The following is a 25585-nucleotide window of genomic DNA, read 5'->3' on the forward strand; positions in this document are numbered from 1 at the left end:
ATGAACAGAGTAAAGCGGTGAACCGTATCGTTAATGCAATCCTTGGAGCAATCCCGGAACTGGAACGATCAGATTTTGCTGCCCTCGAATGGTCAATTAATGAGGTTACAGACAACGTAATTGTCCATGCAGAGTCCCCGATCGGCGGATTGGTTCAAGTGTCAACATTTTCGCGTAACCAAAAACGAGTCGAATATATTGTGGCCGATGCCGGACTCGGAATCCCGGCAACTCTTCGTTCCGGTCACCAAGATATTCATTCCGACACGGAGGCTTTGGATTTCGCAATTCGAGAGGGTGTTACACGCGACCCATCGATTGGACAAGGAAATGGCCTCTTCGGAAGCTACGAGATTTGCAGTCACAGCGGTGGTCGCTTTCAGATTGAATCTGGTCATGCAAAACTTTTCTACGCGCATAACGCTGGCCTATCTATACGAAACGAAGCAATTCCAGTCGAAGGAACCGTAGTCATCGCCCAGATTGATTGTTCCAGTCCGAAGCTGCTTGAAGAGGCTCTACGCTTCGCTGGAAAGAAACACGCGCCAGTTGATTTTGTGGAGTTGAAGTACGAGCAAGCTGCGAATCAAGACCTCATCTTCCCGCTTCACGAAGAGGCAAAAACGTTTGGGAGCAGAGCATCTGGAACTCCTGTCCGAAATAAACTCCAAAACTTGCTCCACATGTGCCCATCGCAAAGAATCGTAATTGACTGTGCTGGAATTCCTCTTGTATCAAGCAGTTTTGCTGACGAAGTTTTCGGAAAGCTATTTGTCCAACTAGGACCGCTTGCATTTATGCAACGCATCGTTATAACCAATATCGAGCATACCGTCCGTAGCCTTGTCGACCGTGCAATTACTCAGCGCTCCGCAACGGGGTTGGGTTAATTGGTTGTCAGGGCTGCGAAAACAAACTTTCGTCCCATATGTCCTCAAGGGGATGTTTTATTCAAGACCTATGATTCATTGCGCGCTTTTTGCGCAGTGCGCCTTCACCCGCTTCCTACCCTGATGCCGTCGGGTGTCAATCCTTCGCCGGCCAATTCTACTGGCGTGATAACGCTGGAATTGCCATAATTGCAATTTTCGGCCTGATTATACGTCGCCGCACGCATCGCAATCTTCACCGCTTAGCCTTGAGCGAAAAATGGCTCTTTCCGGAGCGAGGTGACTGCACGTGTGGCGCCGGGTCGTCAAATTAAACCAGTTCCATCTTTGATAATCAGGAGAGCGCAGACATGGGAAGTATCCTGCTGAAGATCCCCGATCTTGCCGATCACGAGTTGATCTACAACGAGCACGAGACGAGGCAGATACTCGTCTTCTTCTGGCCCGGCCGGGCCCCGGATATCTCGGAACTGGAGATCGATAACGAGGCTCGTCGCCTGGCGCAGGCAGCACTGATGGCCGCCATCGAGGGTTCATATGCGATGGGATTCCTCGACGCGCTGGGACGGACCGTTGCACGGCCTGGATCCGGCATCAAGGACCTGGCGAAGAAGTTGGCGCGCAACTTTGCGCGGCACTGGTGGCAACACACAAAACGTCATGACCTCGACGACGTCAAAATCTATGAATCCGTCCGTCGCAGCCTGTCACTGCATCTGAAACATCGCATGGACGCGATTCAAACTGGTATTGCGTTGAAGCGAAATATGTCGCCGCTTTTCGTTGCCCGCCAACGTGTGGAATTGGTGTGGGCATGATGGTTGCCATTCGAAAGCTTATCGTGCCTTTCGCGGCGCTCGTCACAGTAACGCTTGCTGTGATGTACGGATCAATCGTCCATTCAATGACGAAGCAAAGTCCCTCTCTGCTTCTTGCATGCGTAGAAACCGAAGCGAACTGGCGCGCGTGGACATGCGAACAGGTGCTTCGCCATGTGGCGCTCTCGGAAGAACAGATCGGCGAGCTGAACCTGCAGGCGGGCGCTCGCTTGCCCGCCGGATTGGCACAGCCCGAAATGGCCGAGCGCATGCTGACCGTCTTTCTTGCCAATGGCGTCGATATCAACGCGCGTGACCTCGATACAAGGGGATGGACGGCATTACACGGCTTTGTCGCAGAGAGGGCGCCGGACAAGGTTGCACTCTTGCTGAAACATGGTGCAAGCATCCAGGTCGCTGATGCTGCGGGCATGACGCCGATCGATCTTGCTCAAAGATTGAGCAGGGACTATCCCGGTGATGCGAACATTGCGGCAATCATCTCCCTTCTAGGAGCAGGCGTGAAATAATCGAAGTTCGGGGGGAAGGTCCACTTCCGCATCACACCTCGGGAAGCCGGATCACCGCCAGCGTGGCAGGATGCTGGCTCACTACCCGACTGACATGTCCGCGACCGACTGTGTCTTCCAGCAGCAAGGCACTGCCTGTTGAAATCGTCCTCGTGTCCCCGTTACCAGCCTCAAACACCATCTCCCCATCCAGAACAAAGATCCACATGCGGATCGGCGACGGATGCCTTTCACCGCACCAGCCGGCCGGGACCTGCAGGAAGCCGCATTGCGTGGCCGGGGATAACGGCGAGACGCTGAACGGTTGTGCCGGCGGTGCGAATTGTTGAAGCGTGAGCGGAATCGCAATCGGCTCGAATCGCGAGCCGCCGTCAGCTTCCGGCACGAGACGGGAGAATGACAAGTCTGCGGACATCTTTTCCTCCTGCGTCAATCTGGCGTAATGAACGCATGCCGGGCGCACTGTCGAAAGATGGTCGGCGCGCTGTCCGGTGGCGATTCAGCCGGGGCTTGCGTCCGGCGCCAGTTGGCGCGCACGGCGCGACAACAGCGCCGATGCATCACGGACGATGTTCTCAACGACGTCCCGCGCCGACGGAACATCGTGAATCAGTCCCGAGGCTTCTCCCGCGATGACTGCCGCGATCTCGAAGTCGCCTGCAGTGCGCGCTTGTGCATATCGTGCCGCTTCCATTTCCTGGTGCCGGAGCAGTTCAATCTCCCGTCCGAACCAGCGGTCAAGATGCGCATTGCGCAGGCAGCGGCCGGTGAATGGCGCCGGCCAGACATTGCGACGGGAGATGTCGAAGACGATGCTGCGCAAGGTGTCATCGCCGGTCGCGGCACATACCCGTTCCTTGGCCGCCTGCACCGAAGCGGCTTCCTGGGTGGCGTAGAATCGCGTGCCCATCAGGACGCCCGACGCACCCAGCATGAGTGCCGCAGCCAGCCCGCGTCCATCCGCAATGCCGCCGGCGGCAACCACCGGAACCTTGTCTCCCGCAGCGTCCACGACCTCGGGCAGGAGCGTCATCAGTCCCCGCGATGCGCCGTGGCCGCCCGCTTCGGTCCCCTGCGCGACCAGGATGTCCGCGCCGCAGTCGATCGCCTCCCTGGCCATGGCAAGGGATTGGATCTGGCAGATCAGTAGTGCGCCGGCGCGCTTGATCGGGTCAACAAACGGACGTACGTCACCGAAGGAAAGCATGACCGCCGCGGGCTTGCGCTCCAGCGCGAGGTCCAGCAGCCTGGGATTTCGGGCCATGCTCCATGTGATGAAGCCGACGCCGTACCGCATGCCGGACTCGGCCAGCAGGTCGAGCTCCCTCGCCAGCCACTGCTCGTCGCCATATCCGCCGCCGAGAAGTCCGAGACCGCCGGCGGACGATACCGCTTTCGTCAAGCGGGCATCGGATACGAGGTCCATCGGTGCGAGGAGAACGGGATGGGAAATCCGGAGCAATTCCGTTAGTGCGGTTGTGATCGCCATAGTGCCTCCATCCCGGTTCTTGTTCCTGAAGCATAGTGCACGGAAAGGAGGAATGCGAAAGTTGTCCCGGGGATAGAAATGGGGGCCGCGCGCTTGTTCGTCGGAACGCCTTCCCTTCGAGAATGTGAAATTGCCGTGTGGATCTTGCGTCGCAGAATACGTCGATTATTGTCGGTGGCAATAGAGGATCGACTGCTGTATTTCATAGATCTTTATCAAACGTTCACGGTGGGGGCTTCATTAAGATCGAGCCAGCTTTTGCGGGTGCCGCCTGCTGTGCCTGATAGCGAACACGCTTTCATCTTCCGCTCCGTCTCGATTGCAGAACGAGCGGGCCAAACCGATTGGCAACCAAAGAAGAGGAGAATCCCCACATGAAGAACTTCCATGTTCCAGCGACTGATCGTCGCGCCTTGCGCCGGACGGGTGCAGCGTTGATCGTGATCGCCTCGCTCGCGGCACTGTCTGCTCCTGCAATGGCACAGAAACCCGGCGCGGACGCGAAGCTGTATAACACGGCCGGCAACCAGGTGGGCAAAGTGCGGCTCACTCAGGAAGGAAACGGCAGCGTGTCCGTCCAGGCGCAAGTCCATGACCTTCCGCCGGGTTTTCACGGGTTCCATGTGCATGCCGTCGGCGAGTGCGTCGCGCCGTTCACGTCGGCAGGCGGTCACTTCAATCTGACCACGCACACCCATAAAGATCACAGCGGCGATTTTCCTGTCTTGCTGGTGAATGCCGACGGCACCGCCCAAGCGCGGTTCAATACCGATCGCTTCGCGGTCGCCGATCTCTTCGACGCGGACGGCAGCGCGATCATCATCCACGCAAGCCCTGACAACTACGCAAACATCCCAACCCGGTATGTCGCCGAGCCCGACGCGACGACACTGGCGACAGGCGACGCCGGCGCCAGGATCGCGTGCGGGGTGGTGGAAAAGCAGTCAGGAAAAGAGTGATGATGTTCGCGGCCCCGGCACGGCAGGCTGGGGCGTGCGTATAGGGGGGCAGGCTCGATATTAATGCGCAATTTTCGACCTGACCCGTCTGAGAGTTGAAATCGTGAATCCATTACGAGTGCTCGATTTCCAGACATGATCAGCCAAGAAAACGCATCACGTGATCTTTCACGTCATCAGGCAAGCCCGCCGCACCTCGGCGCATCTGATCTGCCAGATGATCGGCGCGTTGTGCCGCCGCTTCTGCGGCCAGCATCAAGGCGCCCGGATTATCTTCGGCCAGCACGGCAATCAACCGTTCAGCTTGCGCCTTGTCCTTCCTGCTCTTCGCTTGACTGCCGATCGGGCGCCGGGTCGATACCGCAAGCTTGTGCAACGCATAGCGCGCAGGATTCGGAACGACGACAGGGACTCCGGCGCCATACAAGATCACTGCGGGCTGTGGATCGTCGATCAGGTAGTCCATGTATTCGAGCGGCTGGGCGTGTACACCGAATCGCGCGATCTCGATTGGCGCCTTTTCATCGGGGGCGTTTTTCGTGGTGAGAAATTCGACCTGGAACCCGTCAGGCGTGAGCATGTTGAACGGCACCACCCATGGATTGAGTTGTCGCGGCGTCTTGATGTCGGGGACTGCCGCAACCAGATCGTCCTTCAACTCCCGCACGATTCCGACTTCCATCTCACGGTCGACAGAAAAGTCCATGTCCTCCGTGCGACGAAGAGCGTCGTCCAGATGTACGCCGAGCATGTTGGCGTAGGATGCAAACGCGAACGAACCGACAAGCACGCCTCCCGAAACGAACAGGCCGGCGTCCGCCATTCCTTGCAGAATTTTGCCTGGGCGCCCCTTCTCGGAAATTGCGCCGCCGGCGATCAGCATCGCCACGAGACGGCGGCGCTCGTCAAGAATCGGCTGGTTCTCTGCGATGGCTGCCTTGGCTTCTTGTATCCGCGCAAGGAGTGTGTCCGATTCGCGTCCAATGTATCTCTGTACCTGCCCTTTGGCAGTGCTCACCTGGTAGTACCAATACCTGGATCCCTTCACGACCTTGGATACGAACGTGCCGCCGGAAAGACCGGCGAGAGGGCTTGCGGCGACCTTCTGGAGAAGTTCGGCGTACAGTTGCTGGGTAGATTCGGGGAGTCTTTTGATCATGGCAATCTTTGTTATACGTTCGTTTCGGAAAATAACGTATAACAATGAGTGTACCACGGGCGGCAGAAGTTATACGTTGAAAAATTGATATCAACGTATAGCTACATAAATGCTGGTCTCAGGCGTGCTAGGGGGCAGGTCTTGCACGATCACATTTATGGGGGAAAACTGGAATCAGGGTCTAGAAAACAGAAGTGTTCATGCAAGAACTGAAAATCATCCAGCCCGTTCACTGAAAATGCAACATCAATCACTATTTCAGGAAAAGCGCCGTTGTACTGTGGTGCTGTAATGAACGAGACAAACCTCATGCCGCGCATATCCCGTATCGCGGCAAGATGTTATGTACGACATCACTCCTGTGTGCTTGCAGCGCATCATGAAAGCACTTCCAGTCGCTAGTAAGGAATGCGGGAGAGTACGGAAAAATCTCGTCCTTTTTATCCACGGCATTTTTCGTTCCAAGAGCCCTGTGTTTCCAGCTTCCATTGCCTTTACCAATGTACTTCAGCCTTTCCTTGCCGAAGCTAAAGTCACCGCGTTCGATAGCCGCCAGCCAGCTTGCATGTCGCGCATCGCCATCAGGGTTTTGTAACTGCCTGAACAGCGTCTCCATTACATTTGCATCTGCCGAATTCAGCCCGTCGTAGGAATCCAGATTCATGGATTCGTCGCCGGTCTGCCACGCCCGCATGGCTTTTACCATCATGTTCATTGCTTGCATGAACAAGGAGGGGTTATTCCTCTCGATCAGATTTTTCTTCCAGTCTTCGTAACTCCAGGTCAGGTAAGGCTGATCGGGGTAAACGTCAGCGCCGGCGTGACCGAGTGGATCGCTTTTCAAGAAGCTCCTGATGAATTGAATAGGCAACTTCCGTTGCGTAATCATGAGTTTTATCGCATCCAAGGCGACCTGCAGCGTGCCTTTGGGATCGCTGCGGATTTTTCTAATGAGCTCTTTTTTTGTAATGGATTGAATTTTCTTGTCCGTCTCCGGATTGCCGCTCGTTAGACTGGACGTTTGATTTGCCTGACATAGGGCTCCGACGAATCCCTGGTGCGCGAACGTATCCGCGTAAACGTGCATGGCAATCCCCAGGCGATGTAGTGCACGGCGTGTGCCTTTGTCCCGCATCGCAATGCGAAGCATGTCACGCGCCACGTAGCTATCTGGTCTACAGATCAATTTTTCTAATTCGCTTCCCTCCGGATCTTCTCCTGCTGGAAGTCCTCCATTGCCCGGAAGGAAGTGAAACGGCAACCAGGCAAGATGATTCTTCACCTCAGAGAAGTTGTTGTAGTCAATCATCTTGTGCGCTGAAGCAATTCGCGCATACATGTACTCGCTGTTTTCAAACTGAACCAGTCCGTCATTGGTTGCGTCGTCAACATACTGCGCTGCGTAGGCTATCGTTTCAGCCTCTGCATGATCGAAGCCGGCAGCTCGAGCCGCTACGTAGGTTGCTCCATGATGCGCGTCGATTTGCATATTCGCTGCCTCAGCGGTTGGTTCATTTATTTGTGAACAAGCGTAACCGCGCTCTATCCAATTGAGCCATCCCGAATGTATGGGAAGAATCCGTCTTACAGAATTTGGGGTAATAGGGGGCAGTTGGCACGAAAGCATCCCGAGACACGATCAACCCTGCTTGTGCACTTGAAGAACTTGCATGCATTCGGGGTCACGTCTTGCACAAACACACGTTTGAGAGGGCAGCCGGAGCCAGGGACTGAAAACAGATGTATTCGTGCAAGACCTGACCACGGGAATCGTGCGCCGCAGAACACATCGATTATTGCCGGCGGCAATAGAGGATCGACTGCTGTATTTCATAGATCTTTATCAAACGTTCACGGTGGGGGCTTCATTAAGATCGAGCCAGCTTTTGCGGGTGCCGCCTGCTGTGCTTGATGGCGAATACTCTTTCATCTTCCGCTCTGTCTCGATGGCGGGACGAGCGGGCCAAACCGATTGGCAACCAAAGAAGAGGAGAATCCCCACATGAAGAACTTCCATGTTCCAGCGACTGATCGTCGCGCCTTGCGCCGGGTTTTCACGGGTTCCATGTGCATGCCGTCGGCGAGTGCGTCGCGCCGTTCACGTCGGCAGGCGGTCACTTCAATCTGACCACGCATACCCATAAAGATCACAGCGGCGATTTTCCTGTCCTGCTGGTGAATGCCGACGGCACCGCGCAAGCGCGGTTCAATACCGATCGCTTTGCGGTCGCCGAGCCCGACGCGACGACACTGGCGACAGGCGACGCCGGCGCCAGGATCGCGTGCGGGGTGGTGGAAAAGCAGTCAGGAAAAGAGTGATGACGTTCGCGGCCCCGGCACGACGGGCCGGCGTACAGGTGATGGGTGGGTTCGGGCAGTCTTAATCATGGTGGCCTTGGTTATGCGTTAAGGCGTTTATGGCAACGCATAACCGGCGTATAAGGAGCGCTTCCCGAGGCCACAGGGCAGCGGGCAGGTCTGGCAAACGCGCAGACATGTGGTTGCAATCCCTGATTTCGGATTTGCCTGGCTCAGGCTTTTCTTATGTCACCAACGATGCTGCGTCGGATTTCACCTTCGCGAGATACCTGCTGCGATCGCAGAATATCCCCCGCTGCTCGTACAACGCGCACGGCCAGTCGGTAAAATGGGCGACTGAATCGTGGATGTGCTCGGCCAGCAAAACGTCCGCTCCTTCCGGCAGCGGTTTGCCCGCATCCCATGCCTCGACGATCAGGTTTTCATAATCGGTTCGAGTTCGCGTGAACTCCGTGTCGCCCTGGCGCTCGACTGGTTTTCGAATGGAGGGCAACTGCCGAACCAGGCGTCGATGTTCGGCCAGCAATTGCTTGGCTTGCTCGTCGGGACTTTGCGGCAGCTCGTATTTCCAGGTCCCGGGTGGACAGGCTCGATGATTATTGCGGGCAGTGACTGCAGCGCACATCGCCTCATCGACGCGGCGGTGCAATGTGCCGAGCACTTGCGTGTCGCTGTCGATCCGCGTGATTACCGCGCGCCATTGAAACTGCAGAATGCGATGCGCGTGGATCAGTGATTCCAGCGATCCTCCCCCAGGGCGCAATGCCGTTGTGTAGGCCTTGTAGTTGTCCAGAAGGGGCGAGTCATCGGGCAGGTCGATTTCGGTGCGCAGGTCGGATGGAAGGTCGGCATGCGCGAGCAACATCACACCGCTTTTCAATGCTTCGGCATACATGTGGCGCAAGGGAATGCGTGAGAGCAGGTTGCTTCGCCCCTGGAATCCGTCGAAATAGCCGCCGCCGACATCGGAATGCACGCCCGGATAGACGACTTCTTCGCAGTTGGCCGGATAGGTGTCGTCCGAACGCACGGAGTCAAGCGGAAACGCCTGCCGCACTTCGTGACCTGAGACGAAGTGCACGCAACGCTCGACCTCCTTGGGGATCGCGAGCTCCGATCCCCATGCCATTCTCATGCCGGGGCCGCCGACCGAAGCGACGGTGTCGAAGAGGCCCATGAATACAATGCGAAGACGGACTTGTTGACCATAATCGCTTTTCCAGATCAGCCCTTCCGAAGTGCGCTCGCATTGTTCGGCAATCAGCCGCCGGACAAATGCGCGAGCAAGGGTGGCCCCGCGCGAGAAGCCGAAGACCGAGAGGCTGATCCATTGCATGTTGCGCAGGGCGCCTGCGCTCCAGTCGTTTTGCAGGATACGGCCGAATTCAAAGAGCGCGGCGTTCAGGCGCATTTCTTCGCCTGCGCCAAAGCCCAGGCCCATCACGCCGCCCTTGTCTTCATTCGGAGAAATGTTGGCGTATTTGTAGCGATAGGGGGTGCCAACGCCGGACAAGTAGCGCGGTACCGATTCATGGCCATCCTTGTCGTCGATTGCGGCGAGGAAGAGCTTTGCCACATTGGAGAGAGCACGCTCCGGGGCTGGTTTGGCAAGCTCTTGCTCAAGATTATTGCCGGTGCCGTCGAAGAAAAATGAAAGCTTGGGATAAAGGCGGCACTTGCACTGGTCCATTGGCTTCGAGTCCGGAGTCTTCCATGCCATTTCGGCTGTCATGCGTGCCGTCGCGCCTTGACGGCGGGCGCTGGCCAGTTGTTCGTCGGTGAGCGAAAGGGGTGCCTGCTTGACTGTCATAAGGTCTCTCTGAATGCGTTACTTACTTGGAACGGCATCCACTGCCACTCGAGGAAAACGCGAACTCCACCGTATCAAGCGTCCGGAAGATGACGCACAGGTAGGCCTCGTCGGCCTGATAATCTTCGCGTGTCCATTTTTCCTGGATGGTTTTATTAACCCTGTGCGGCGCGCGGGGGAAGGACACAAACGCAGACCGTTCTTCCGGTGGCATGGTGATCTGCTTCGTTATCCGATCTTCTTCCGTACCCCAGCGCCATTGCACTTTTACAGGCTTCGACCAGTCATTGCGGCCTGCAAGACAGCACGTTGCCTTTCCACCACCGCCTTGTGCGCTGACATTGCCCGCCCAAGCATCCTCAACAAATATGGTCGGTGCATAGCGGCTGGTGTGATTGATGGGCACAAGCATGAGACCCGGTTCGTCGCTCGATTCCGATAAAGCTGTGATGGACGAGCAGGCTGAGAGGAGGAAGGCCGCCAGTGCGCAGCCAAGCAGTTTTTTGGTTTTCATGTTATCCAAGTGATGTTTCGGCATGAGCCGGTTACCGAAGCGCGGTTGGTGATACGGGCAAAGATCGTGGCAATCGCAATTGTCAAAAAGGCAATAATGGATTGTAAGGTGAGGAATCCGGTTTGGAAAGAGAGGATGGTCCTTGGGCGCAGGCGGGGCGGGCGCTATCGGGCAGCGGGGGGGCACTGTAGTCCGATAACGTCGTGGACTTGCGATCAAGCGGCGCGCGCAAACTCAATAAACGCCTTCAACGCCCCCGGCACCAGCCGCCCTGCGGCGACATGCTCGGCCACCATATCCTCGAACACATAAGCCAGTCCGCTACCGTACAGCGCCGCGCCAACCATCAGCCCCACGTCGCCCAGCATCAGCGGCCCGTCGACCTGCGTCTCCAGCTTGACCTCGCGGCGCTGGAATTCCCAGCGGTACACCACGCCGCTCGGAAAGCGGTGCCGTATACAGGGCAGTCCGGTCAGGTATTTCGGATGCTTCGGGCAGGTGGCAGATCGTGATGTAACAGTCTTTGTGACCTGCCCCTGCGTTCTCCCTTCTTCAGCGTCACGCACCCGGGGAGCAGGTCCTTTGCAAGCGACATTCGCCAGGAAAGAAGGTGCTCATCGGCGGCACGCCCACGCCGCGAGAGAAGCGTTCGAAGAACGCTGATCGCGAGAGCGCAGCCTTCTTCGCGAGTTCGTCCACGGTCCAGGGGGGGGGCGCTGTTCATGTGCCGGATTGCCGCAGCCAGCCGGGCGTCCGCCAAGCCGCGGAGCAGTCCGGGGGCGGCCTTGTCACCAGGAGTCGAACGGAGTGCTTCGATGAGCGGCACTTCGACGAGTCGGCCCAGGACAAGATCGCGGTCTTCGGCACGATGGCGCCGATGCCTCTCGTGGCTGCGTACACCGCAAGCAAGACGGCAATCGAGGGATTTACCGAGTCGCTCGCGTTCGAACTCGAGGCGTTCAACGTGCGTGTCAAACTGGTCGAGCCCGGATATGGCCCCACCACGCGCTTCGCTGCAAACGGCGGAGAACGCATGCAAGGATTGATTCCTGAGCCATACGCGCCGTTTGCCCAGTCCATCTTCGCAATGTTCGCCAATCCGGCCAAAGTAACCACTGAAGCAGACGTTGCGGACGCAGTGTGGCGAGCCGCGAACGATACGACAGGAACACTCCGCTATCCTGCAGGTGAGGATGCCATCGTGCTGTCGCAGAAGAAGTGAAGCCCTGCTCGGTGCTCTATGCGATGGGTGAGATGGGTGGCAGGTATCGCAATCGAGCAGATGCGTGATTGCAGTACCTGACCACGTCTTCACCTGGCAGTCACCGCATCGCCGCAGGGAAGAATTAACCCAGCATATCCGCCGGGATGTTTCCGCCGTTGTCGGCCAGTTTCTGGATCACGGCCTTGTGCAGCCACATGTTCATCTGCGCCGAATCCGCCATCTTGTCGGCAGGGCAGCCAAGCTCTGTGGCCAGTTCCTTGCGTGCTGCAAGGCTGCTGTCCAGTCCAAGCAGTTTCAGCAGATCGACAATGGATGTCTTCCAGTTGAGCTTCTCGGCGTGCGAGCGGGATAATTGTTCCAGCTTGGCGACGACATCGACCGTGCTGGTCGCTGCCGCTGCAGGCGCGGCAGCGGCCTCGGGTTGTGGTGCGACGGCGACTTCTGCCTGGGGGGCGGAGGCAGTGACGGTCTCTTCCTTTTTTGCGTCGCCGAAGCCGAGCTTGGATAGGATGTTGCCAAAGATACTCATGCTATTCCCCTTAAGGTTGGTTGACTACTTCCGCCGCTGCCGCTGCTTGTGCCTCAGGCAGGCCGGTTCGTTCTATCAAGCGCAGAATGATTTCGTTCATGTTGATCTCCTGACTGGCAAGAACCGGGTCAAGTATGGGAGACGTGATCCGTGCGGCTTTGCGCGACATCAGCGATTGAATGATCAACCCGCGAAGAGTGGGGGCACATGAAAGTGGGAACAGGTCAAGGTCTTGCAATTACGCATCTGATGCAAGAGGCCCGAGGTGAAGAAGTGCGCCGCTGGATAGTCGGGCGTGCGCACAAGTGGCTGCACCGATTGAGTGATCTGTTGACGAATCATTGGCCTGCCGGGATTGCATTCCGGCGGCGTCTACAGGCTTGGTTGTAGACGCAGAGTCAACGCACGCCTGACACAATCGCAGGACTTGCAAGCGTCGCGGTAGGGGAGGCTGCAACTGCCCGCGCGGGCTTGCCTGATTGAAGCTGGGACGGGATCGTCGACGGTCGATGTTCCGGCATGTTCCAGGAGATCAAGCCGAAACCGAGTTGGCGGCGGATGTTGTCGTTGAACGTGTTCATGGTGGCCTCCTTGCGATACAAAGGTATGCAAGAAGCCTGCCACGAATAGTTTGGAACTGCAGAGCCGCGAAAGCGGGCATGCCATGGCACTTCTGCATGAAGCCACCGGCCGGCGTCTTGCTTTTGTGCATGATGCGGCAGGCTGCGATATACGCCCAGCATTGCAGCCGTTCGCCATCCCTTTGTTGGCTGATTCTGCCGACCGCCCGTCGTCATGATGGTCATCATTGAAATTTCCTGGTCGGTTCGACAGCAAGGAAGATCCGGCACCGTCAATTGATCCAGTTCTCATTCTTGATAAACAGAAGCGAGAAAGCGGTACATGCACTGCAAAAGGCGGTGATCGCCGGAGGGGAAAAGACAGGTGTTTGACTAACTTACTCAGGAGTCGCGAATATAGGCGACAAAAAGAGAGACGTTCCCTCCCCTTCAAGGGGAGGGTTAGGGAGGGGATGGGTTTGGAACGCCATCGAAGGAAACCCATCCCCATCCCAACCTTCCCCTTGAAGGGGAAGGGGCTTGTTCTCGCAATCGTCGCCTAAATTCGCGACTTCTGAGTAAGCACCGGCCCGTCATGCTCAACGGCGTGGCCTGCACCGTCCTGTTTGCCGTGGCTTCCATGCTCGGCGGGTGGCCGCCGCCTATGTGAGCCTCATCCGCGGCACGCCGCTGCTGGTGCAGATCTTCGTGATCTATTACGGCCTGCCCGGCATCGGCATCGAATTTTCGCCGGTCACGGCCGGCATACTCGCGCTGAGCCTGAATGCCGGCGCCTATCTCTGCGAAAGCATCCGCGGCGCGATTCTTGCCGTCGGTCGGGGCCAGTGGTCAGCGAGCTACAGCCTCGGCATGACCTACCGGCAAACCCTGCGGCACGTGATCCTGCCGCAAGCCATGCGCAGCGCGGTGCCGTCGATGAGCAATACCCTCATCAGCCTGATCAAGGATACCTCGCTGGTTTCCGTCATTACCGTCACCGAGCTGATGCTCGCCACCAAGGACGTGATCGCGACGACCTTTCGTCCCCTCTCGCTGTACATCATGGCGGCGCTCGCCTACTGGGGGCTGAGCCTGTGCCTGGAAATGCTGCAGGCCTCGCTCGAGCGGCGCCTGAACGTCGCGCAGCACTCACGTCCGGATCTGCCCGAGCCTGACCACCGCCATGGTGACCTCCTCGTCGCCAACCGCGCGGCTGACATGTCCGCGCAGCACGAAGATCCACATCGGGATGGGCGCGGGATGCAGTTCACCGTACCAGCCGGCATGGCGTCGCAAAATATGAGGCTGGAAGCTTTATCCTGCTTCGTACACAGGGAATGCGCTAGACTATCTCCATGTTCCGCATCCTCAAGACATTGCTGCTTTGGCTGATGATGGTTGCACTCCCGCTGCAGGGAGTAGCAGGCGTCGTCAATGCATCATGCGGACCGAACCATCATGTCAAGGCAGAAACAGTTTCCGTTGATGCGCATCCGCACGCTTCCTCATCGGCGGGCGTCGCAGTTGACCAAGCGGCGCACGGTCATACTGGAAAGTTGGCAACAAGTTCCTCCTGCAGTGCCTGTGCCGCATGCTGCGCGGGCGCATCAGCGCCTCCGGCCGTTGTTTCCCTCTGGTCGCCGGTCCCTATCCGTTCAGTGACTATTCTTCCTGCTGCGGATTCCCGCGTCGCCGGCTTCATTCCCGGCGGCCTGGAACGCCCGCCCAGACCTCTCTCCACCTGACCGCTGCGTGGCCGGCGCGCCACGCCGTCTTGCCCCATGCATGCGCCTGCGCGCATGGCTGCGGCCACGAATGGACAAGCCATTCTCCAGCAATTCACTCGCAACTCAACGAAAGGAAGCAAGCATGAAACACGTCTCGACATTCATCCTGGGCGCGACCATCGCCGCATCCGCCGCCTTCGCGCAGCCGGCCGGCCACGACAGCCACCACGCCCCTGCGCCTGCGAAAAAGGAAGCAACGTCGTCCATCTCGGAAGGCGAGATCCGCAAGGTCGACAAGGACGCGAAGAAGCTCACCATCAAACACGGCGACCTGCGGAACCTCGGCATGCCGCCGATGACGATGGCTTTCCAGGTCGAGGATCCGGCCATCCTCGACCGCGTGAAGGTTGGCGACAAGATCAGCTTCGTGGCGGAACAGGTGAATGGCAAGCTGACCGCGACAAAGGTGGAGCCGAAGTAATCAGCGCACGCGCATGGTCCTTGACCTTTCCACGGTGGGAGGGTCTACCGTGTAGCCAGGAACAGCGAAGGAGTGAACATCATGGTTGAGATTCATGTTGAAAAGATGACGTGCGGCGGATGCGCAGCGCGCGTAACCAGGGCGGTCCAGTCGGTCGATGACTCCGCGGTCGTCAAGGTGGACCTGGTGAAGAAAAGAGTCCAGGTTGAAAGCGACCTGGACGCCGACTCCCTGGTGCGAACGATTACGGCCGCTGGCTATCCTGCGTCCATTCCGCGCTGACTCCCAAGTCCCGGAATGCCGCGCGGAACACTGCACGGGCAATCCGGAAAATTTTGACCTGGGTCATTCCGGTTTGAGGCAGAGCTTCTTACCATGATCCAGGCAAGCGTGCAAAAGCAACAACTCATGCCTGGGCAACGCAAGGTTGCAACGAAGGCGTCGGAGGTTGAAATGCAAGCACACGACCCGCATGGCGTTCCGCGCCATGGAAACCGCAGCAGGTGGGTATTGATCGGCTTTCTCGCGGTCGCTGCCTTTTTCCTGTGGACCGAGCACAAGGCGCACCTGCTCGGCGTTCTTCCCTACCTGCTGATTCTCGCCTGCCCCCTGATGCATCTGTTCCACCATCACGGGCACCGTCATGGACAACACCGGCATACGCATGATCCTGAACAGGGGCAAGCGCAACGCCGTGCGGGAGATGGATCATGAACGAGACTCCTTCCTATGGACTGTGGCCGCTGGTCCTCCTGAACTCGCTGGTCTTCATCATCTTTGCCTTCAGCTTTACCAAGCCGAAGAGCCCGCGCGACTGGCGTTCATTTGGCGCATTCTCGGCATTTGTGGTGGCGCTGTTCACCGAGATGTACGGCTTCCCGCTGACCATTTACCTGCTTCTGCCGTGGCTGTCGCAGCATTTCCCCGGAATCGATTTCCTGTCGCACGACGCCGGGCATCTGCTGGAAATGATGTTCGGATGGAAGGCGAATCCGCACTTCGGCCCGTTCCATCTCCTCAGCAACGCCTTCATCTTCGGCGGCTTCATCATGCTTTCCGCGGCGTGGCGCGTGCTCTATGACGCACAGACGCGCCACCGCCTGGCGACCGGCGGTTTGTATGCGCATATCCGGCATCCGCAGTACGTGGCCTTCGTGCTCATCATGTTCGGCTTCCTGCTGCAGTGGCCGACCCTTCTCACGCTCGTGATGTTTCCGGTCCTGGTGATCGTCTATGCCCGGCTGGCACGTTCGGAGGAGCGCGACATGGCCGCCGAATTCGGCGCGGATTATGAACAGTACCGGCGGAGCACGCCCGCATTCTTCCCGGCATTCGGCAGCAAGGACGCGGGTGTGCATTCCTGAAAGAACAAGAAGCGGAGCCCATCATGGACGACCATACCCATCACCATCATGACCACCATCATGGTCACGATATGGACGCAACGGTTGTGGAGAAACCCTTTATCGATCCGGTCTGCGGCATGAGAGTCGACGCCGACCCGGCGAAGACCATCGAGCACGGAGGAAAGGCTTACCACTTCTGCAGCAGCCGCTGCATGGAGAGGTTCAAGGCCAACCCGGCTGCTTATGCAGACCTTGCGCCGGAACCGCCCGCGGCGGCCATGCCCGACGGCACGGTCTACACCTGCCCGATGCATCCGGAAATCCGCCAGCCCAACCCCGGCAACTGCCCCAAGTGCGGCATGGCGCTCGAACCGGTCCTGCCATCGCTGGAGGAAGAGGAGAACCCGGAGCTGACGGATTTCAGGCAGCGGTTCTGGTGGACCCTGCCGCTCACGGTCGTGGTCACCGTGCTGGCGATGTTCGGCCACCGGCTGTTTTCCGGTGAACTGCCGGGACAGAGCTGGATCGAGCTTGCGCTGAGCACGCCGGTCGTGCTGTGGGCGGGCTGGCCGTTCTTCACGCGCGGCCTCGCATCCATCCGCAACCGCAGCCCCAACATGTGGACGCTGATCGGGACGGGGGTGGCGGCCGCCTACGGCTACAGCGTGCTGGCGACGGTAGCGCCGCAATATTTCCCGCAAACCTTCCTGATGCACGGCCGCATCGGGGTTTACTACGAGGCTGCCGCCGTCATCATTTCGCTGACCTTGCTCGGCCAGATACTGGAGTTGCGCGCGCGTTCGCAGACCAGCGCCGCGATCAAGTCGCTGCTCGGACTGGCGCCGAAAACCGCAAGGCGCATCAGGACCGACGGCACCGAGGAGGACGTTCCGCTGACGCATGTCCATATCGGCGATATGCTGCGCGTGCGCCCCGGGGAGAAAGTGCCGGTCGACGGCGCGGTCCTCGAAGGCGAGAGCGCGCTGGACGAGTCGATGCTGACCGGCGAGCCGGTGCCGGTGACCAAGCGTGCCGGCGACAAGCTGATCGGCGCCACCATCAACACCAGCGGCAGTCTCGTCATGCGCGCGGAAAAGGTCGGTTCGCAGACCATGCTGTCGCAGATCGTGCAGATGGTCGCCAATGCGCAGCGATCGCGCGCGCCCATGCAGCGCCTGGCCGACGTGGTGGCCGGCTATTTCGTCGTTGCGGTGGTCGGCATTGCATTCCTGACGCTGCTGGGCTGGGGATTCTTCGGCCCTGAACCGAGCTGGGTGTACGGCTTCGTGAACGCCGTCGCCGTGCTCATCATCGCCTGTCCGTGCGCGCTCGGGCTGGCGACGCCGATGTCGATCATGGCAGCGACAGGGCGCGCGGCGACGCAGGGCATCCTGTTCCGCGATGCGGCGGCGATCGAAAGCATGCGCAAGGTCGATACGCTCATCGTCGACAAGACAGGGACGCTGACGGAAGGAAAACCTGCGTTCGACCGGGTTGTGGCCGCGCCCGGATTCAGCGGGCAAGACGTGCTGCGCATCGCCGCCAGCATCGACCAGGGCAGCGAGCATCCGCTCGCCCATGCCATCGTGGATGAGGCCCGCAGGCAAGGCCTGGCGCTGGACAAGCCGGAGGCCTTCGAATCGTCCAGCGGCATCGGCGTGCGCGGGGTCGTGCGGGGGCAGCGGATTGCACTGGGCAATACCGCGTTGATGGACCAGGAAAAGGTGGACTGGCGCGTCCTGGTCAGCGAGGCGGAGGCGTTGCGCAACGAAGGCGCGAGCGTGATGTACCTGGCTGCGGACGGCCGCCTGGTCGGCCTGCTGGCCGTGTCCGATCCGGTCAAAGCTACGACGCCCGAAGCGTTGCAGACCTTGCGCGAGGCCGGACTGACGGTCGTGATGGCAACCGGCGATGGCGTCACCACGGCCAGGTCGGTGGCGCGCAGGCTGGGCATCGATGAAGTGCACGGCGAGGTGAAGCCGCAGGACAAACTGGAACTGGTCGAGCGCCTGCAGCAGCAAGGCAGGATCGTGGCGATGGCCGGCGACGGCATCAACGACGCACCCGCGCTGGCAAGGTCGAATGTCGGCGTTGCCATGGGCACGGGGACCGACGTGGCCATCAACAGCGCCCATGTCACGCTGGTGAAGGGCGACCTGCGGGCGATCGCGCGGGCCAGGCAGCTGTCGGCCGATACGGTACGCAACATGCGGCAGAACCTTGGCTTCGCCTTCGTCTACAACGCGCTGGGCATTCCGCTCGCTGCAGGCCTGCTCTATCCGTTCACGGGGCAACTGCTGTCGCCGATGATCGCGGCGCTTGCCATGAGCCTGAGTTCCGTTTCCGTCATTACGAATGTGCTGCGCTTGCGCGGAACCGTTCGCTCCGCGCATCCCGGGAGCGGGATCGGGGCAAGCTTCATCGCCTATGGCGTGCTGTCGGCGTTCGCGTTGCTCGCGGTCTACTTCGCCGTCCTGTCCCTCATCTCCGGATGGGAATTCACGCTGGAGCAGTTCAGGCAGTTCTGGTATTTCATCGTCCCTCTTGCAGCGGGTTTCGGTGTCCAGGTCGGCCTGTTCACACGCCTTCGCGCGATGGCAAGGTCAACGAAGAATTCCGGCGCCGTCGTCGCCACGTCGGGAACGACATCGACCGCTGCGATGGTCTCCTGCTGTGCACATTACCTGGCGAATGTCGCACCCGTCATTGGCGCCACCGGACTGGTCGCGTTTGCCGCGCAGTTCCAGGTCGAACTGTTCTGGGTCGGGCTGCTGCTCAACCTGGCGGGGGTGATGTACGTAGGAAGCAAGGTCGTGCAGGCTTCCAGGAAGATGGCAACCTGAAACAGGCGCAATCGGAGGCGACATGCATTCCTAGTGGTCGTGCTGGCTGATGCTGGCCTGCCTTGTTTTCTACATCGCCTATCGCATGCTTTTCTGACGGATCGAAATGCCGCCTGTTGAACTCGCGCCGCTGATGGCCGGAGCGAGTCTTTGTCGTCATTTCTCCTACCATTTCCATGGGATTGCACAGGCGCGGCAGCACTGCGACTATCGAACGTGGGGTTCCGTGCCCGCAGTATGCCTGTCGCGGCACGCTGGCGCGTTCCTCTCCCTCTCCTGATACTCCGCTTCCGGATACCAGACCGGAAAGCGAGGGCATGCTTCACGAAAGCTACCACCATGTTGGGATTCGATCCTCGCTCGTTCATCGTCATCTCGGCCGCCCTCGGCATTCTCTCCGGGTTCATCTTCGCTGTCCTGCAGCGCAGTTTTCCCACGGAGATCAAGGGCCTGAAAGAGTGGGCGCGGGCCTATTTCATCATGACCGCGGCGGCGGTTCTGTTTTCGCTCCGGGGAAGCATGCCGGTGGTGTTCACCAGTTACCTGGCGAACATCCTGCTGGTCGGCGGCATCATGCTGATGTATCTGGGCATGCGCGAGTTCGCCGGCCTGCCACGGCACCATCGTGTCATTCCCCTGTTCCTGGTCGTGCTGTCGTTCGGATTGTTCTGGCCGACATTCATCGAGGACGATTACCGGCTTCGACTGGTCTACATCACTTCGGCCAACGCCACGCTGTTCGGCCTGTGCGCGCTGGTGATCTACCGCCTGCCGGCGAAACGGTTCGCCGAGTGGTTTACCTGCGTGCTCTTCCTGTTCACCGGCTCGGTGTCCCTGGCCCGGTTCCTGGCCGCCTTGTTGCAGCCGAGCGGGACGGACTCGCTCACAGACATCTCCTTGCTGCAGCATGTGTACCTCGGAACGTTCTCGTTTTCGGTGGTGGCGCTGGGCCTCGGGTTCATCCTCATGGTGAACCAGAAGCTGCGGTCGATGCTCGAATACGCGGCCTCCCACGACGACATGACGGGCGCGCGGCGGCGCAGTGCCTTCCTTGAACTGCTGGAGCGCGAACTCCAGGGAGCGCCGCGCGGACGGTATACCTCGCTGCTGATGATCGACATCGACGATTTCAAGGAAATCAACGACAGGCTCGGCCACATCGCCGGCGACCAGGTGATCGTGGATTACGCGCAGAAGGCGTTGCGCGAGTTGCGCCGCGCCGACCTGTTCGGACGTTACGGCGGCGAGGAATTCGTCGTGCTCTTGCCCGACACGGCAGTCGAGCAGGCGTGCGTCATTGCCAACCGCTTGCGCCTTGCAACGGGCAAGTCTTCTGTTTCGGGGATGCCGGACTATACCGTCAGCGTTGGTGTGGCGACCGCATCGGATGGCAGCGAGTCGTCCATGAGCCTGATTGCGCGTGCGGATGACGCCTTGTACCAAGCCAAGCACGCGGGCAAGGACCGGATCGCGATTGCGAAAGGGCTGGAATCCTCGGTGGCCGTGCTCTTCACCCATCCGAACAGTGCTTGCGGCGGATCCGGCACGGCAGGCCAGTAGGGCGGAAAACGGAGCGAAGCGGGGTTTCGAGCTTGCGGCCAAAGCGAAGCGCCTTCGGCCGGATGCCGCCTGTTGAGCAACATCAAAGCTTGACCCTGGATCGCGTCATCTCCGCTACTAATATTGCTGTATAGTAACTATTGGTATATAGCCGGCGCCAATCGCCAAGCGGGCAGCACTCTGTCCAGCTGGACATGTTCAAAAAATAAAACAACGGAGACGATGCATGACGCTCGGCCGCCTTGTATTGAATAGATTCGCCGGCGACGACGCCAGGATGCGCAGGCTGGTCACGTACTGGGGCGCGACGGTGCTGCTTTACCTGCTGTCGCTGTCCATCCTGTGGGTCGAAGTCCTGTCCGGCGTGGCGCGCGCCGCTCCCGTTATTGCGCTGACGGTGATCGCCTTTGCCGGCCATGCCTTTTTCTATCTCCTGATCCGCCAATGCGGGCGGCTCGATCTCACGCCGTCGCAACTGTCGGTCTACCAGGGACGCTTCGCCATCCTGTGCACGGTGGCGGGCTACTCCGTCATGGGGCCGTTGCGCGGCGCTTCACTGGTCATTCTTACCGTGATCCTGGTGTTCTGCGCCTTTACGCTGGAGGCGAAAAGAACGCACTCGCTGAGCATCTTCGCCATCAGCCTGCTGGGCGCGACGATGGTGTCGATGCGTTTCGCCGCGCCGGAGATATTCGACGCGAAAACGGAGATCATCCATTTCATCCTGAGCGGCTCCATGCTGCTGGTGGTCGCCACGCTGACCGGGCGCCTGAGCGAGTTGCGCGACACGCTGAAGGCGCAGAAGGCCGAACTGACGAAAGCGCTGGAGCATATCCAGGTGCTGGCCACGCGCGACGAGCTGACATCGCTGCCGAACCGGCGTTACATGGGCGAGCTGCTGCATCATGAGGAAGGCCGCAGGAGATCGGGGGCCGCTCCGGCCTGCCTGGCGCTGCTCGATATCGACTGGTTCAAGAAGATCAATGACGTGCACGGCCATGCCGCCGGCGATGAGGTGTTGAAGCGGTTTGCGGAAGCCAGCCGCATGGCGTTGAGGACGAATGATGTGCTGGCGCGCTGGGGCGGCGAGGAATTCCTGCTCTATTTTCCGGATACGCCGCTGGAAGGCGCACGGGATGCGGTCGAACGCTACAGGCAGCGGGTGCAGTCCCTGGTCTTCGGTTCCGGGGCGGCCGAATTCGGCGTCACATTCTCTGCCGGCCTGGTGGAGTTGTCGCATGGGGAGTCCATCGACCAGGGGATACAGCGTGCGGACGGGTTGCTGTATCAGGCCAAGGCGAATGGCCGCAACCGTACGGTTGCCGCGCAGGGCGAACGACATGCAACGGAGCCGGCACAGGTAGCCTGGATAAAGTGAAACGGAATCCGGGATACGGTCTTACTTCGTCGCGTTCAGGACTGCCGCCACGACAGGATGTTCGACAAGCATGCGCAGAAGCCGCCTGGCCTCATCCTTCTGTTCCACGGGAAAGCCGGAATTCTCGATGCCTTCAGCCAGCAATTGCAGCGGGGCCGCAGTGAGCGCGTCTTCCTCGTTGCCGCCTGCAGCAGCGGACTCGCGCACGGCCGGCTCGGCTTCGATTGCCAGCGCGATGCTGAAATGTCCCGGGATATTGCGGCGTCCCTCGTTATAGGTGACAGCCTCCGCAATGTGGATCCGCTCGGTGCCATCCGGCAGCGGCTGGATGACGCGATCGCCTTCTGCCACCTGCAGCCCGTCCTGGAAGACAGTGATCCTGCCGGTCCCGAACCTGGTCTTGTACGGTCCGCTGCGGGACCCGTTCCTGTCTTCAAAAAAGACCTTGTCGGTCATCATTCTTGCGAGGTTCATGGCGCTTCCGGCAATCAGGTTTTTGCCGGGTGAATGTAGCATGAAAAGCCGCGCCGCCAAGGGAGGGGGCGACCATTCTTTCCTCGCGGCTATCGCTTGCGCATCGCTTTTCATTTATTGCAGGCCGGTATGACAGCTCGCAATCCGTCCCAGGCACATTTGGTGCAAGGTGCCTCCCAAAGGAGGAAACGATGGATCACCCCGCGCTTCACCAAAAAGTCTTTCTGACCCTGTTGCTGGTTGTCTCCCTCGCGTTCGCATGGATACTCTGGCCCTTCTACGGTGCGGTGTTCTGGGGCGTCGTGCTTGCCATCCTGTTCGAGCCCTTCCACCACCGGATGCTTCAATCGATGCCCGGCAGGCACAATCTGGCGGCGCTCATGACCTTGCTGCTGTCGCTGGTGATCGTGATCTTTCCGCTCGCGCTGATCACCGCCGCGCTGGTGCAGGAGGGAACGGCGGTGTATGACGAGATCCGCTCGGGGAAGCTGGATTTCGGCGCCTATTTCCAGCAGATCATCGATGCCCTGCCGTCGTGGATGGTCAACCTGCTCAACCGCTTTGATGTGGGCAACCTGTTTGCGCTGCAGGAGAAGCTGTCGGCGGCGGCGGCAGAAGGCAGCCAGCGCATCGCCACGCAGGCGCTGACCATCGGCCAGAACACCTTCGAATTCGTCATCAGCCTCGGCATCATGCTGTACCTGCTGTTCTTCCTGCTGCGCGACGGACGGAGCCTGTCGCGGACGATCCGCAAGGCGATCCCGCTCAGCGCCGAACACAAGCGCAACCTGTTCGGCAAGTTCACGACCGTGATCCGGGCGACCGTCAAGGGCAACATCGTCGTCGCCGCCGTGCAGGGCGCTCTGGGCGGCGTCATGTTCTGGTTTCTCGGCATTCCGAGCCCGCTGCTGTGGGGCGTGGTGATGGCGTTCCTGTCCTTGCTTCCCGCGGTCGGCACGGCACTGATCTGGGGACCGGTGGCCATCTATTTTCTTTTCACCGGCGCAATCTGGCAGGGCGTGACCTTGATCCTGTTCGGCATCCTCGTGATCGGACTCGTCGACAACGTGCTGCGTCCCATCCTGGTGGGGAAAGACACGCAGATGCCGGACTACGTCGTGCTGATCTCGACGCTTGGCGGCATGGCGCTTTTCGGCCTCAACGGTTTTGTCATCGGCCCGGTGATCGCCGCGCTGTTCATTTCGGCGTGGGATCTGTTTGCGTCGGCGGCGCAGGAGCCGTAGTCAGCTTTCCGCGCAGGCAGGCGCGGTGTGGGACATCGATTTCAGCTCTTCAAAATGCTCTCTGACCAGCGCGACGATTTCGCCGTCGAGCGCGCCGTCGCGCGCCAGGTGTTCCAGAATCCTGATCGATTCCGCTTTCGACATGCCATCCCGATAGGGGCGCTGTTCGGCGATGGCGGTGAACACGTCGGCGACGGCGATGATGCGGGAGCCGAGGGGAATCGTCCGCTTGCGGAAAGGGTATCCGTGGCCGTCCAGCCGTTCATGGTGGAGCGATGCGTAGGTATTCACTTCCTCCAGGCCGGGCACGAGGGAAAGGATCCGATAGGTATAGTACGGATGCTGCTTCACGATCAGCATCTCCTGCGGCGTCAGCGGCGCAGGCTTGTCGAGGATTTCCGTCGGCACGGCAAGTTTTCCAAGGTCGTGCAGGAAGCCGGCAATGCCGATCAGCCGGGTTTTCTGCGGAGCGGCGCCGAGCATGTGGGCGATGCGCTCGGCGCGCGATGCGACAGTGCTCGAGTGGATGGCGGTGAAGCGGCTGCGGAAGTCGATGATCCTTCCGAACAGTTTGGCCAGCTCATACAGCTGGTCCAGGTCGAGCACCATGTTGTGCGAGCCGAAATGGGCGCGGATGATTTCTTCCTTGTGCTCGCTGACCAGGTCGAGCCAGAAGGCTTCCGAGGCCGAGACGCTGTTGAAGGCGGCTGCGATGTGAGGATGGAAAAGGACGTTTGCGCCTTCGGCTATTTTCTTGCGTATCGGGCGGCTCTGCTCCAGGATATTCTGCCGGTCCATGGGCAGGACGGCGACGCGGTCCGCCAGGTGCAGGATGTGGCTCAGGAAGGGGACGGGCTCCCGGTCCAGTTCGCTTCCGCGCTTGAAATTCCACTGGACATGGTGGAAGCGGATGGCTTCGGCGGCCCGGGTGAACGGCGGAAAATCGCGCAGCAGCAGGTAGCCGTTCAGTCCGTGATGGTGCACATCCTCTATCCCCCGGCCATCGTCGGGCTTGCATCGGGAAAGCGAATAATCCTGCAAGGACAGCCGCAGGCTGACGGACACCGCGCCGACATCGTGCAGTGCGCCGCCTACGACGACATCCTGTTTTTCTTCAATGCCCAGACCAAGTTCTTCCGCAATCCGTGCAGCGATATAAGCGACACGGAGATGGTGGTCGGACAGTTCCGGAGACAGGAGATCGAGCGCCCGGGAGACGCACAGGATGAGGTCAAAGAATTTGACGTTGATGCCGCCTTCAGTCATGGCAGGACTGTTGCCTCCGGCCTCTTCATGCTGCCATTTTCCTGATGGCGGATGCGAGGTCCTTGTCCACCTTCATGATGTGGTTCACCAGCCAGTTGCGCAGGAAGGTGGAGACCTGGACGGACATCATGCCGTTTCCGGCGTTGAACTTGTTTTGCAGTTCGATGACTTCGCGCAGCAGCTTGTCATGCTCCTGCTTGTGCGCGGCGAAGCCCGCATAGGCGATGCGCTGCATGTGTTCCTCCTCGCGCTTGAAATGCTCCCGCGTGTACTTGATCAGGTCGCCGAGGATACCGCCCAATACTTCCTTGCCATGTCCCTGGGCCATCGCTTCATGGAGTTTGTTGACTAGGTTGACCAGTTTCTGGTGGTCGCTGTCGATGAAGGAATTACCGACCTTGAGGTCGTCAGTCAGCGTGAAATATGCCATTTCCAATCTCCATGAAGGCCTCCGGCCAGGAGGT

General features: G+C 59.5%; 24 protein-coding genes and 3 pseudogenes. 15 read left to right on the plus strand and 12 right to left on the minus strand.

The window, feature by feature from the left end; all coding sequences use genetic code 11:
* Nucleotides 1-17: 17 nt before the first annotated feature.
* The 3 genes from AC3WOY_RS14850 (at nucleotide 18) to AC3WOY_RS14860 (ending at nucleotide 2238) form a co-directional block, all read left to right on the plus strand.
* A complete protein-coding gene (locus tag AC3WOY_RS14850; protein ID WP_492425072.1) occupies nucleotides 18-890 on the plus strand; it encodes an STAS-like domain-containing protein in 873 nt (290 codons plus the stop codon).
* Between the two features lie 350 nt (nucleotides 891-1240).
* On the plus strand, nucleotides 1241-1708 hold the full coding sequence (locus AC3WOY_RS14855; RefSeq protein WP_492425074.1) for a hypothetical protein: 468 nt from the start codon (nucleotides 1241-1243) through the stop codon (nucleotides 1706-1708).
* Nucleotides 1705-2238, plus strand: a complete 534-nt coding sequence (locus AC3WOY_RS14860; protein ID WP_492425076.1) for a hypothetical protein — start codon at nucleotides 1705-1707, stop codon at nucleotides 2236-2238. Before AC3WOY_RS14855 ends, AC3WOY_RS14860 begins: the two co-directional genes overlap by 4 nt.
* 31 nt (nucleotides 2239-2269) lie before the next feature.
* On the opposite strand, the gene AC3WOY_RS14865 is transcribed toward AC3WOY_RS14860, so the two are convergent.
* Both AC3WOY_RS14865 and AC3WOY_RS14870 read right to left on the minus strand, forming a co-directional pair.
* Complete coding sequence (locus tag AC3WOY_RS14865) at nucleotides 2270-2653, minus strand: cupin domain-containing protein (RefSeq protein ID WP_492425078.1); 384 nt, start codon at nucleotides 2651-2653, stop codon at nucleotides 2270-2272.
* A gap of 84 nt (nucleotides 2654-2737) precedes the next feature.
* On the minus strand, nucleotides 2738-3727 hold the full coding sequence (locus AC3WOY_RS14870) for an NAD(P)H-dependent flavin oxidoreductase (RefSeq protein WP_492425080.1): 990 nt from the start codon (nucleotides 3725-3727) through the stop codon (nucleotides 2738-2740).
* Between the two features lie 374 nt (nucleotides 3728-4101).
* Between AC3WOY_RS14870 and AC3WOY_RS14875 the strand changes: the two genes are divergently transcribed.
* Entirely contained in the window at nucleotides 4102-4686 is a 585-nt protein-coding gene (locus tag AC3WOY_RS14875) for a superoxide dismutase family protein (protein ID WP_492425082.1), read from the plus strand.
* Nucleotides 4687-4825: 139 nt separating this feature from the next.
* Here the strand turns inward: AC3WOY_RS14875 and AC3WOY_RS14880 are convergent, their stop codons facing one another.
* Nucleotides 4826-5890 (minus strand): GSU2403 family nucleotidyltransferase fold protein, encoded by a 1065-nt coding sequence (locus AC3WOY_RS14880; RefSeq protein ID WP_492425084.1) that lies wholly within the window; start codon nucleotides 5888-5890, stop codon nucleotides 4826-4828.
* A gap of 262 nt (nucleotides 5891-6152) precedes the next feature.
* On the minus strand, nucleotides 6153-7334 hold the full coding sequence (locus AC3WOY_RS14885) for a DUF6765 family protein (protein WP_492425086.1): 1182 nt from the start codon (nucleotides 7332-7334) through the stop codon (nucleotides 6153-6155).
* Between the two features lie 560 nt (nucleotides 7335-7894).
* Between AC3WOY_RS14885 and AC3WOY_RS14890 the strand changes: the two are divergent.
* Nucleotides 7895-8164, plus strand: a pseudogene (locus AC3WOY_RS14890) (superoxide dismutase family protein); the annotation flags it as partial.
* A 223-nt stretch (nucleotides 8165-8387) separates the two neighbouring features.
* Here AC3WOY_RS14890 and AC3WOY_RS14895 read toward each other — a convergent pair.
* The 3 genes from AC3WOY_RS14895 to AC3WOY_RS14905 all read right to left on the minus strand — a co-directional run bounded on the left by AC3WOY_RS14895 (nucleotide 8388) and on the right by AC3WOY_RS14905 (nucleotide 11054).
* Nucleotides 8388-9974, minus strand: a complete 1587-nt coding sequence (locus tag AC3WOY_RS14895; RefSeq protein ID WP_492425088.1) for a T6SS phospholipase effector Tle1-like catalytic domain-containing protein — start codon at nucleotides 9972-9974, stop codon at nucleotides 8388-8390.
* A 22-nt stretch (nucleotides 9975-9996) separates the two neighbouring features.
* Entirely contained in the window at nucleotides 9997-10488 is a 492-nt protein-coding gene (locus tag AC3WOY_RS14900; protein ID WP_492425090.1) for a DUF3304 domain-containing protein, read from the minus strand.
* A 215-nt stretch (nucleotides 10489-10703) separates the two neighbouring features.
* Nucleotides 10704-11054 carry a type 2 periplasmic-binding domain-containing protein gene (locus tag AC3WOY_RS14905; protein ID WP_492425092.1) on the minus strand — a complete coding sequence of 117 codons (351 nt, stop codon included), beginning with the start codon at nucleotides 11052-11054 and terminating at the stop codon, nucleotides 10704-10706.
* A gap of 44 nt (nucleotides 11055-11098) precedes the next feature.
* On the opposite strand from AC3WOY_RS14905, the gene AC3WOY_RS14910 reads away from it, so the two are divergent.
* On the plus strand, nucleotides 11099-11710 hold the full coding sequence (locus tag AC3WOY_RS14910) for an SDR family NAD(P)-dependent oxidoreductase (protein WP_492425094.1): 612 nt from the start codon (nucleotides 11099-11101) through the stop codon (nucleotides 11708-11710).
* A gap of 124 nt (nucleotides 11711-11834) precedes the next feature.
* On the opposite strand, the gene AC3WOY_RS14915 is transcribed toward AC3WOY_RS14910, so the two are convergent.
* Both AC3WOY_RS14915 and AC3WOY_RS14920 read right to left on the minus strand, forming a co-directional pair.
* Nucleotides 11835-12242 carry a DUF3597 domain-containing protein gene (locus tag AC3WOY_RS14915; protein WP_492425096.1) on the minus strand — a complete coding sequence of 136 codons (408 nt, stop codon included), beginning with the start codon at nucleotides 12240-12242 and terminating at the stop codon, nucleotides 11835-11837.
* Nucleotides 12243-12640: 398 nt separating this feature from the next.
* Nucleotides 12641-13051 carry a hypothetical protein gene (locus tag AC3WOY_RS14920; RefSeq protein WP_492425098.1) on the minus strand — a complete coding sequence of 137 codons (411 nt, stop codon included), beginning with the start codon at nucleotides 13049-13051 and terminating at the stop codon, nucleotides 12641-12643.
* 346 nt (nucleotides 13052-13397) lie between these two features.
* On the opposite strand from AC3WOY_RS14920, the pseudogene AC3WOY_RS14925 reads away from it, so the two are divergent.
* From AC3WOY_RS14925 to AC3WOY_RS14960, 8 genes and pseudogenes are all read left to right on the plus strand, one after another.
* Nucleotides 13398-13945 (plus strand): annotated as a pseudogene (locus tag AC3WOY_RS14925) (amino acid ABC transporter permease); the annotation flags it as partial.
* A gap of 726 nt (nucleotides 13946-14671) precedes the next feature.
* Entirely contained in the window at nucleotides 14672-15010 is a 339-nt protein-coding gene (locus AC3WOY_RS14930) for a copper-binding protein (RefSeq protein ID WP_492425100.1), read from the plus strand.
* An 81-nt stretch (nucleotides 15011-15091) separates the two neighbouring features.
* A complete protein-coding gene (locus AC3WOY_RS14935) occupies nucleotides 15092-15292 on the plus strand; it encodes a heavy-metal-associated domain-containing protein (RefSeq protein ID WP_492425102.1) in 201 nt (66 codons plus the stop codon).
* Nucleotides 15293-15463: 171 nt separating this feature from the next.
* The gene (locus tag AC3WOY_RS14940) at nucleotides 15464-15724 is read left to right on the plus strand and encodes a DUF2933 domain-containing protein (RefSeq protein WP_492425104.1); all 261 of its coding nucleotides are present in this window, start codon (nucleotides 15464-15466) and stop codon (nucleotides 15722-15724) included.
* Nucleotides 15721-16374, plus strand: a complete 654-nt coding sequence (locus AC3WOY_RS14945; protein ID WP_492425106.1) for a methyltransferase family protein — start codon at nucleotides 15721-15723, stop codon at nucleotides 16372-16374. Before AC3WOY_RS14940 ends, AC3WOY_RS14945 begins: the two co-directional genes overlap by 4 nt.
* 23 nt (nucleotides 16375-16397) lie before the next feature.
* A pseudogene (locus AC3WOY_RS14950) lies at nucleotides 16398-18728 on the plus strand (heavy metal translocating P-type ATPase); the annotation flags it as partial.
* 810 nt (nucleotides 18729-19538) lie between these two features.
* Complete coding sequence (locus AC3WOY_RS14955) at nucleotides 19539-20759, plus strand: GGDEF domain-containing protein (protein WP_492425108.1); 1221 nt, start codon at nucleotides 19539-19541, stop codon at nucleotides 20757-20759.
* Between the two features lie 226 nt (nucleotides 20760-20985).
* Nucleotides 20986-22137, plus strand: coding sequence for a GGDEF domain-containing protein (locus tag AC3WOY_RS14960; RefSeq protein ID WP_492425110.1), 1152 nt, complete (start codon nucleotides 20986-20988; stop codon nucleotides 22135-22137).
* 21 nt (nucleotides 22138-22158) lie between these two features.
* Here the strand turns inward: AC3WOY_RS14960 and AC3WOY_RS14965 are convergent, their stop codons facing one another.
* Nucleotides 22159-22611 (minus strand): hypothetical protein, encoded by a 453-nt coding sequence (locus AC3WOY_RS14965; protein WP_492425112.1) that lies wholly within the window; start codon nucleotides 22609-22611, stop codon nucleotides 22159-22161.
* Nucleotides 22612-22802: 191 nt separating this feature from the next.
* Between AC3WOY_RS14965 and AC3WOY_RS14970 the strand changes: the two genes are divergently transcribed.
* Nucleotides 22803-23855: an AI-2E family transporter gene (locus AC3WOY_RS14970; RefSeq protein WP_492425114.1), complete on the plus strand. Its 1053-nt coding sequence runs from the start codon at nucleotides 22803-22805 to the stop codon at nucleotides 23853-23855.
* Here AC3WOY_RS14970 and AC3WOY_RS14975 read toward each other — a convergent pair whose 3' ends face one another.
* Both AC3WOY_RS14975 and AC3WOY_RS14980 read right to left on the minus strand, forming a co-directional pair.
* The gene (locus tag AC3WOY_RS14975) at nucleotides 23856-25121 is read right to left on the minus strand and encodes an HD-GYP domain-containing protein (protein ID WP_492425116.1); all 1266 of its coding nucleotides are present in this window, start codon (nucleotides 25119-25121) and stop codon (nucleotides 23856-23858) included.
* Between the two features lie 25 nt (nucleotides 25122-25146).
* A complete protein-coding gene (locus AC3WOY_RS14980) occupies nucleotides 25147-25551 on the minus strand; it encodes a bacteriohemerythrin (RefSeq protein ID WP_492425118.1) in 405 nt (134 codons plus the stop codon).
* Between the last annotated feature and the right edge of the window lie 34 nt (nucleotides 25552-25585).

This window comes from Noviherbaspirillum sp. FW303-A3 (assembly GCF_058788695.1).

Bases quoted from the DNA above. Each gene is read 5' to 3' on its own strand.
- AC3WOY_RS14870 (WP_492425080.1), bottom strand. From the start codon at position 3,727: ATGGCGATCACAACCGCACTAACGGAATTGCTCCGGATTTCCCATCCC.
- AC3WOY_RS14860 (WP_492425076.1), top strand. From the start codon at position 1,705: ATGATGGTTGCCATTCGAAAGCTTATCGTGCCTTTCGCGGCGCTCGTC.
- AC3WOY_RS14920 (WP_492425098.1), bottom strand. From the start codon at position 13,051: ATGATGACCATCATGACGACGGGCGGTCGGCAGAATCAGCCAACAAAG.
- AC3WOY_RS14940 (WP_492425104.1), top strand. From the start codon at position 15,464: ATGCAAGCACACGACCCGCATGGCGTTCCGCGCCATGGAAACCGCAGC.
- AC3WOY_RS14900 (WP_492425090.1), bottom strand. From the start codon at position 10,488: ATGAAAACCAAAAAACTGCTTGGCTGCGCACTGGCGGCCTTCCTCCTC.
- AC3WOY_RS14895 (WP_492425088.1), bottom strand. From the start codon at position 9,974: ATGACAGTCAAGCAGGCACCCCTTTCGCTCACCGACGAACAACTGGCC.
- AC3WOY_RS14865 (WP_492425078.1), bottom strand. From the start codon at position 2,653: ATGTCCGCAGACTTGTCATTCTCCCGTCTCGTGCCGGAAGCTGACGGC.
- AC3WOY_RS14855 (WP_492425074.1), top strand. From the start codon at position 1,241: ATGGGAAGTATCCTGCTGAAGATCCCCGATCTTGCCGATCACGAGTTG.
- AC3WOY_RS14885 (WP_492425086.1), bottom strand. From the start codon at position 7,334: ATGCAAATCGACGCGCATCATGGAGCAACCTACGTAGCGGCTCGAGCT.
- AC3WOY_RS14955 (WP_492425108.1), top strand. From the start codon at position 19,539: ATGTTGGGATTCGATCCTCGCTCGTTCATCGTCATCTCGGCCGCCCTC.
- AC3WOY_RS14975 (WP_492425116.1), bottom strand. From the start codon at position 25,121: ATGACTGAAGGCGGCATCAACGTCAAATTCTTTGACCTCATCCTGTGC.
- AC3WOY_RS14930 (WP_492425100.1), top strand. From the start codon at position 14,672: ATGAAACACGTCTCGACATTCATCCTGGGCGCGACCATCGCCGCATCC.
- AC3WOY_RS14915 (WP_492425096.1), bottom strand. From the start codon at position 12,242: ATGAGTATCTTTGGCAACATCCTATCCAAGCTCGGCTTCGGCGACGCA.
- AC3WOY_RS14945 (WP_492425106.1), top strand. From the start codon at position 15,721: ATGAACGAGACTCCTTCCTATGGACTGTGGCCGCTGGTCCTCCTGAAC.
- AC3WOY_RS14960 (WP_492425110.1), top strand. From the start codon at position 20,986: ATGACGCTCGGCCGCCTTGTATTGAATAGATTCGCCGGCGACGACGCC.
- AC3WOY_RS14875 (WP_492425082.1), top strand. From the start codon at position 4,102: ATGAAGAACTTCCATGTTCCAGCGACTGATCGTCGCGCCTTGCGCCGG.
- AC3WOY_RS14980 (WP_492425118.1), bottom strand. From the start codon at position 25,551: ATGGCATATTTCACGCTGACTGACGACCTCAAGGTCGGTAATTCCTTC.
- AC3WOY_RS14935 (WP_492425102.1), top strand. From the start codon at position 15,092: ATGGTTGAGATTCATGTTGAAAAGATGACGTGCGGCGGATGCGCAGCG.
- AC3WOY_RS14965 (WP_492425112.1), bottom strand. From the start codon at position 22,611: ATGAACCTCGCAAGAATGATGACCGACAAGGTCTTTTTTGAAGACAGG.
- AC3WOY_RS14970 (WP_492425114.1), top strand. From the start codon at position 22,803: ATGGATCACCCCGCGCTTCACCAAAAAGTCTTTCTGACCCTGTTGCTG.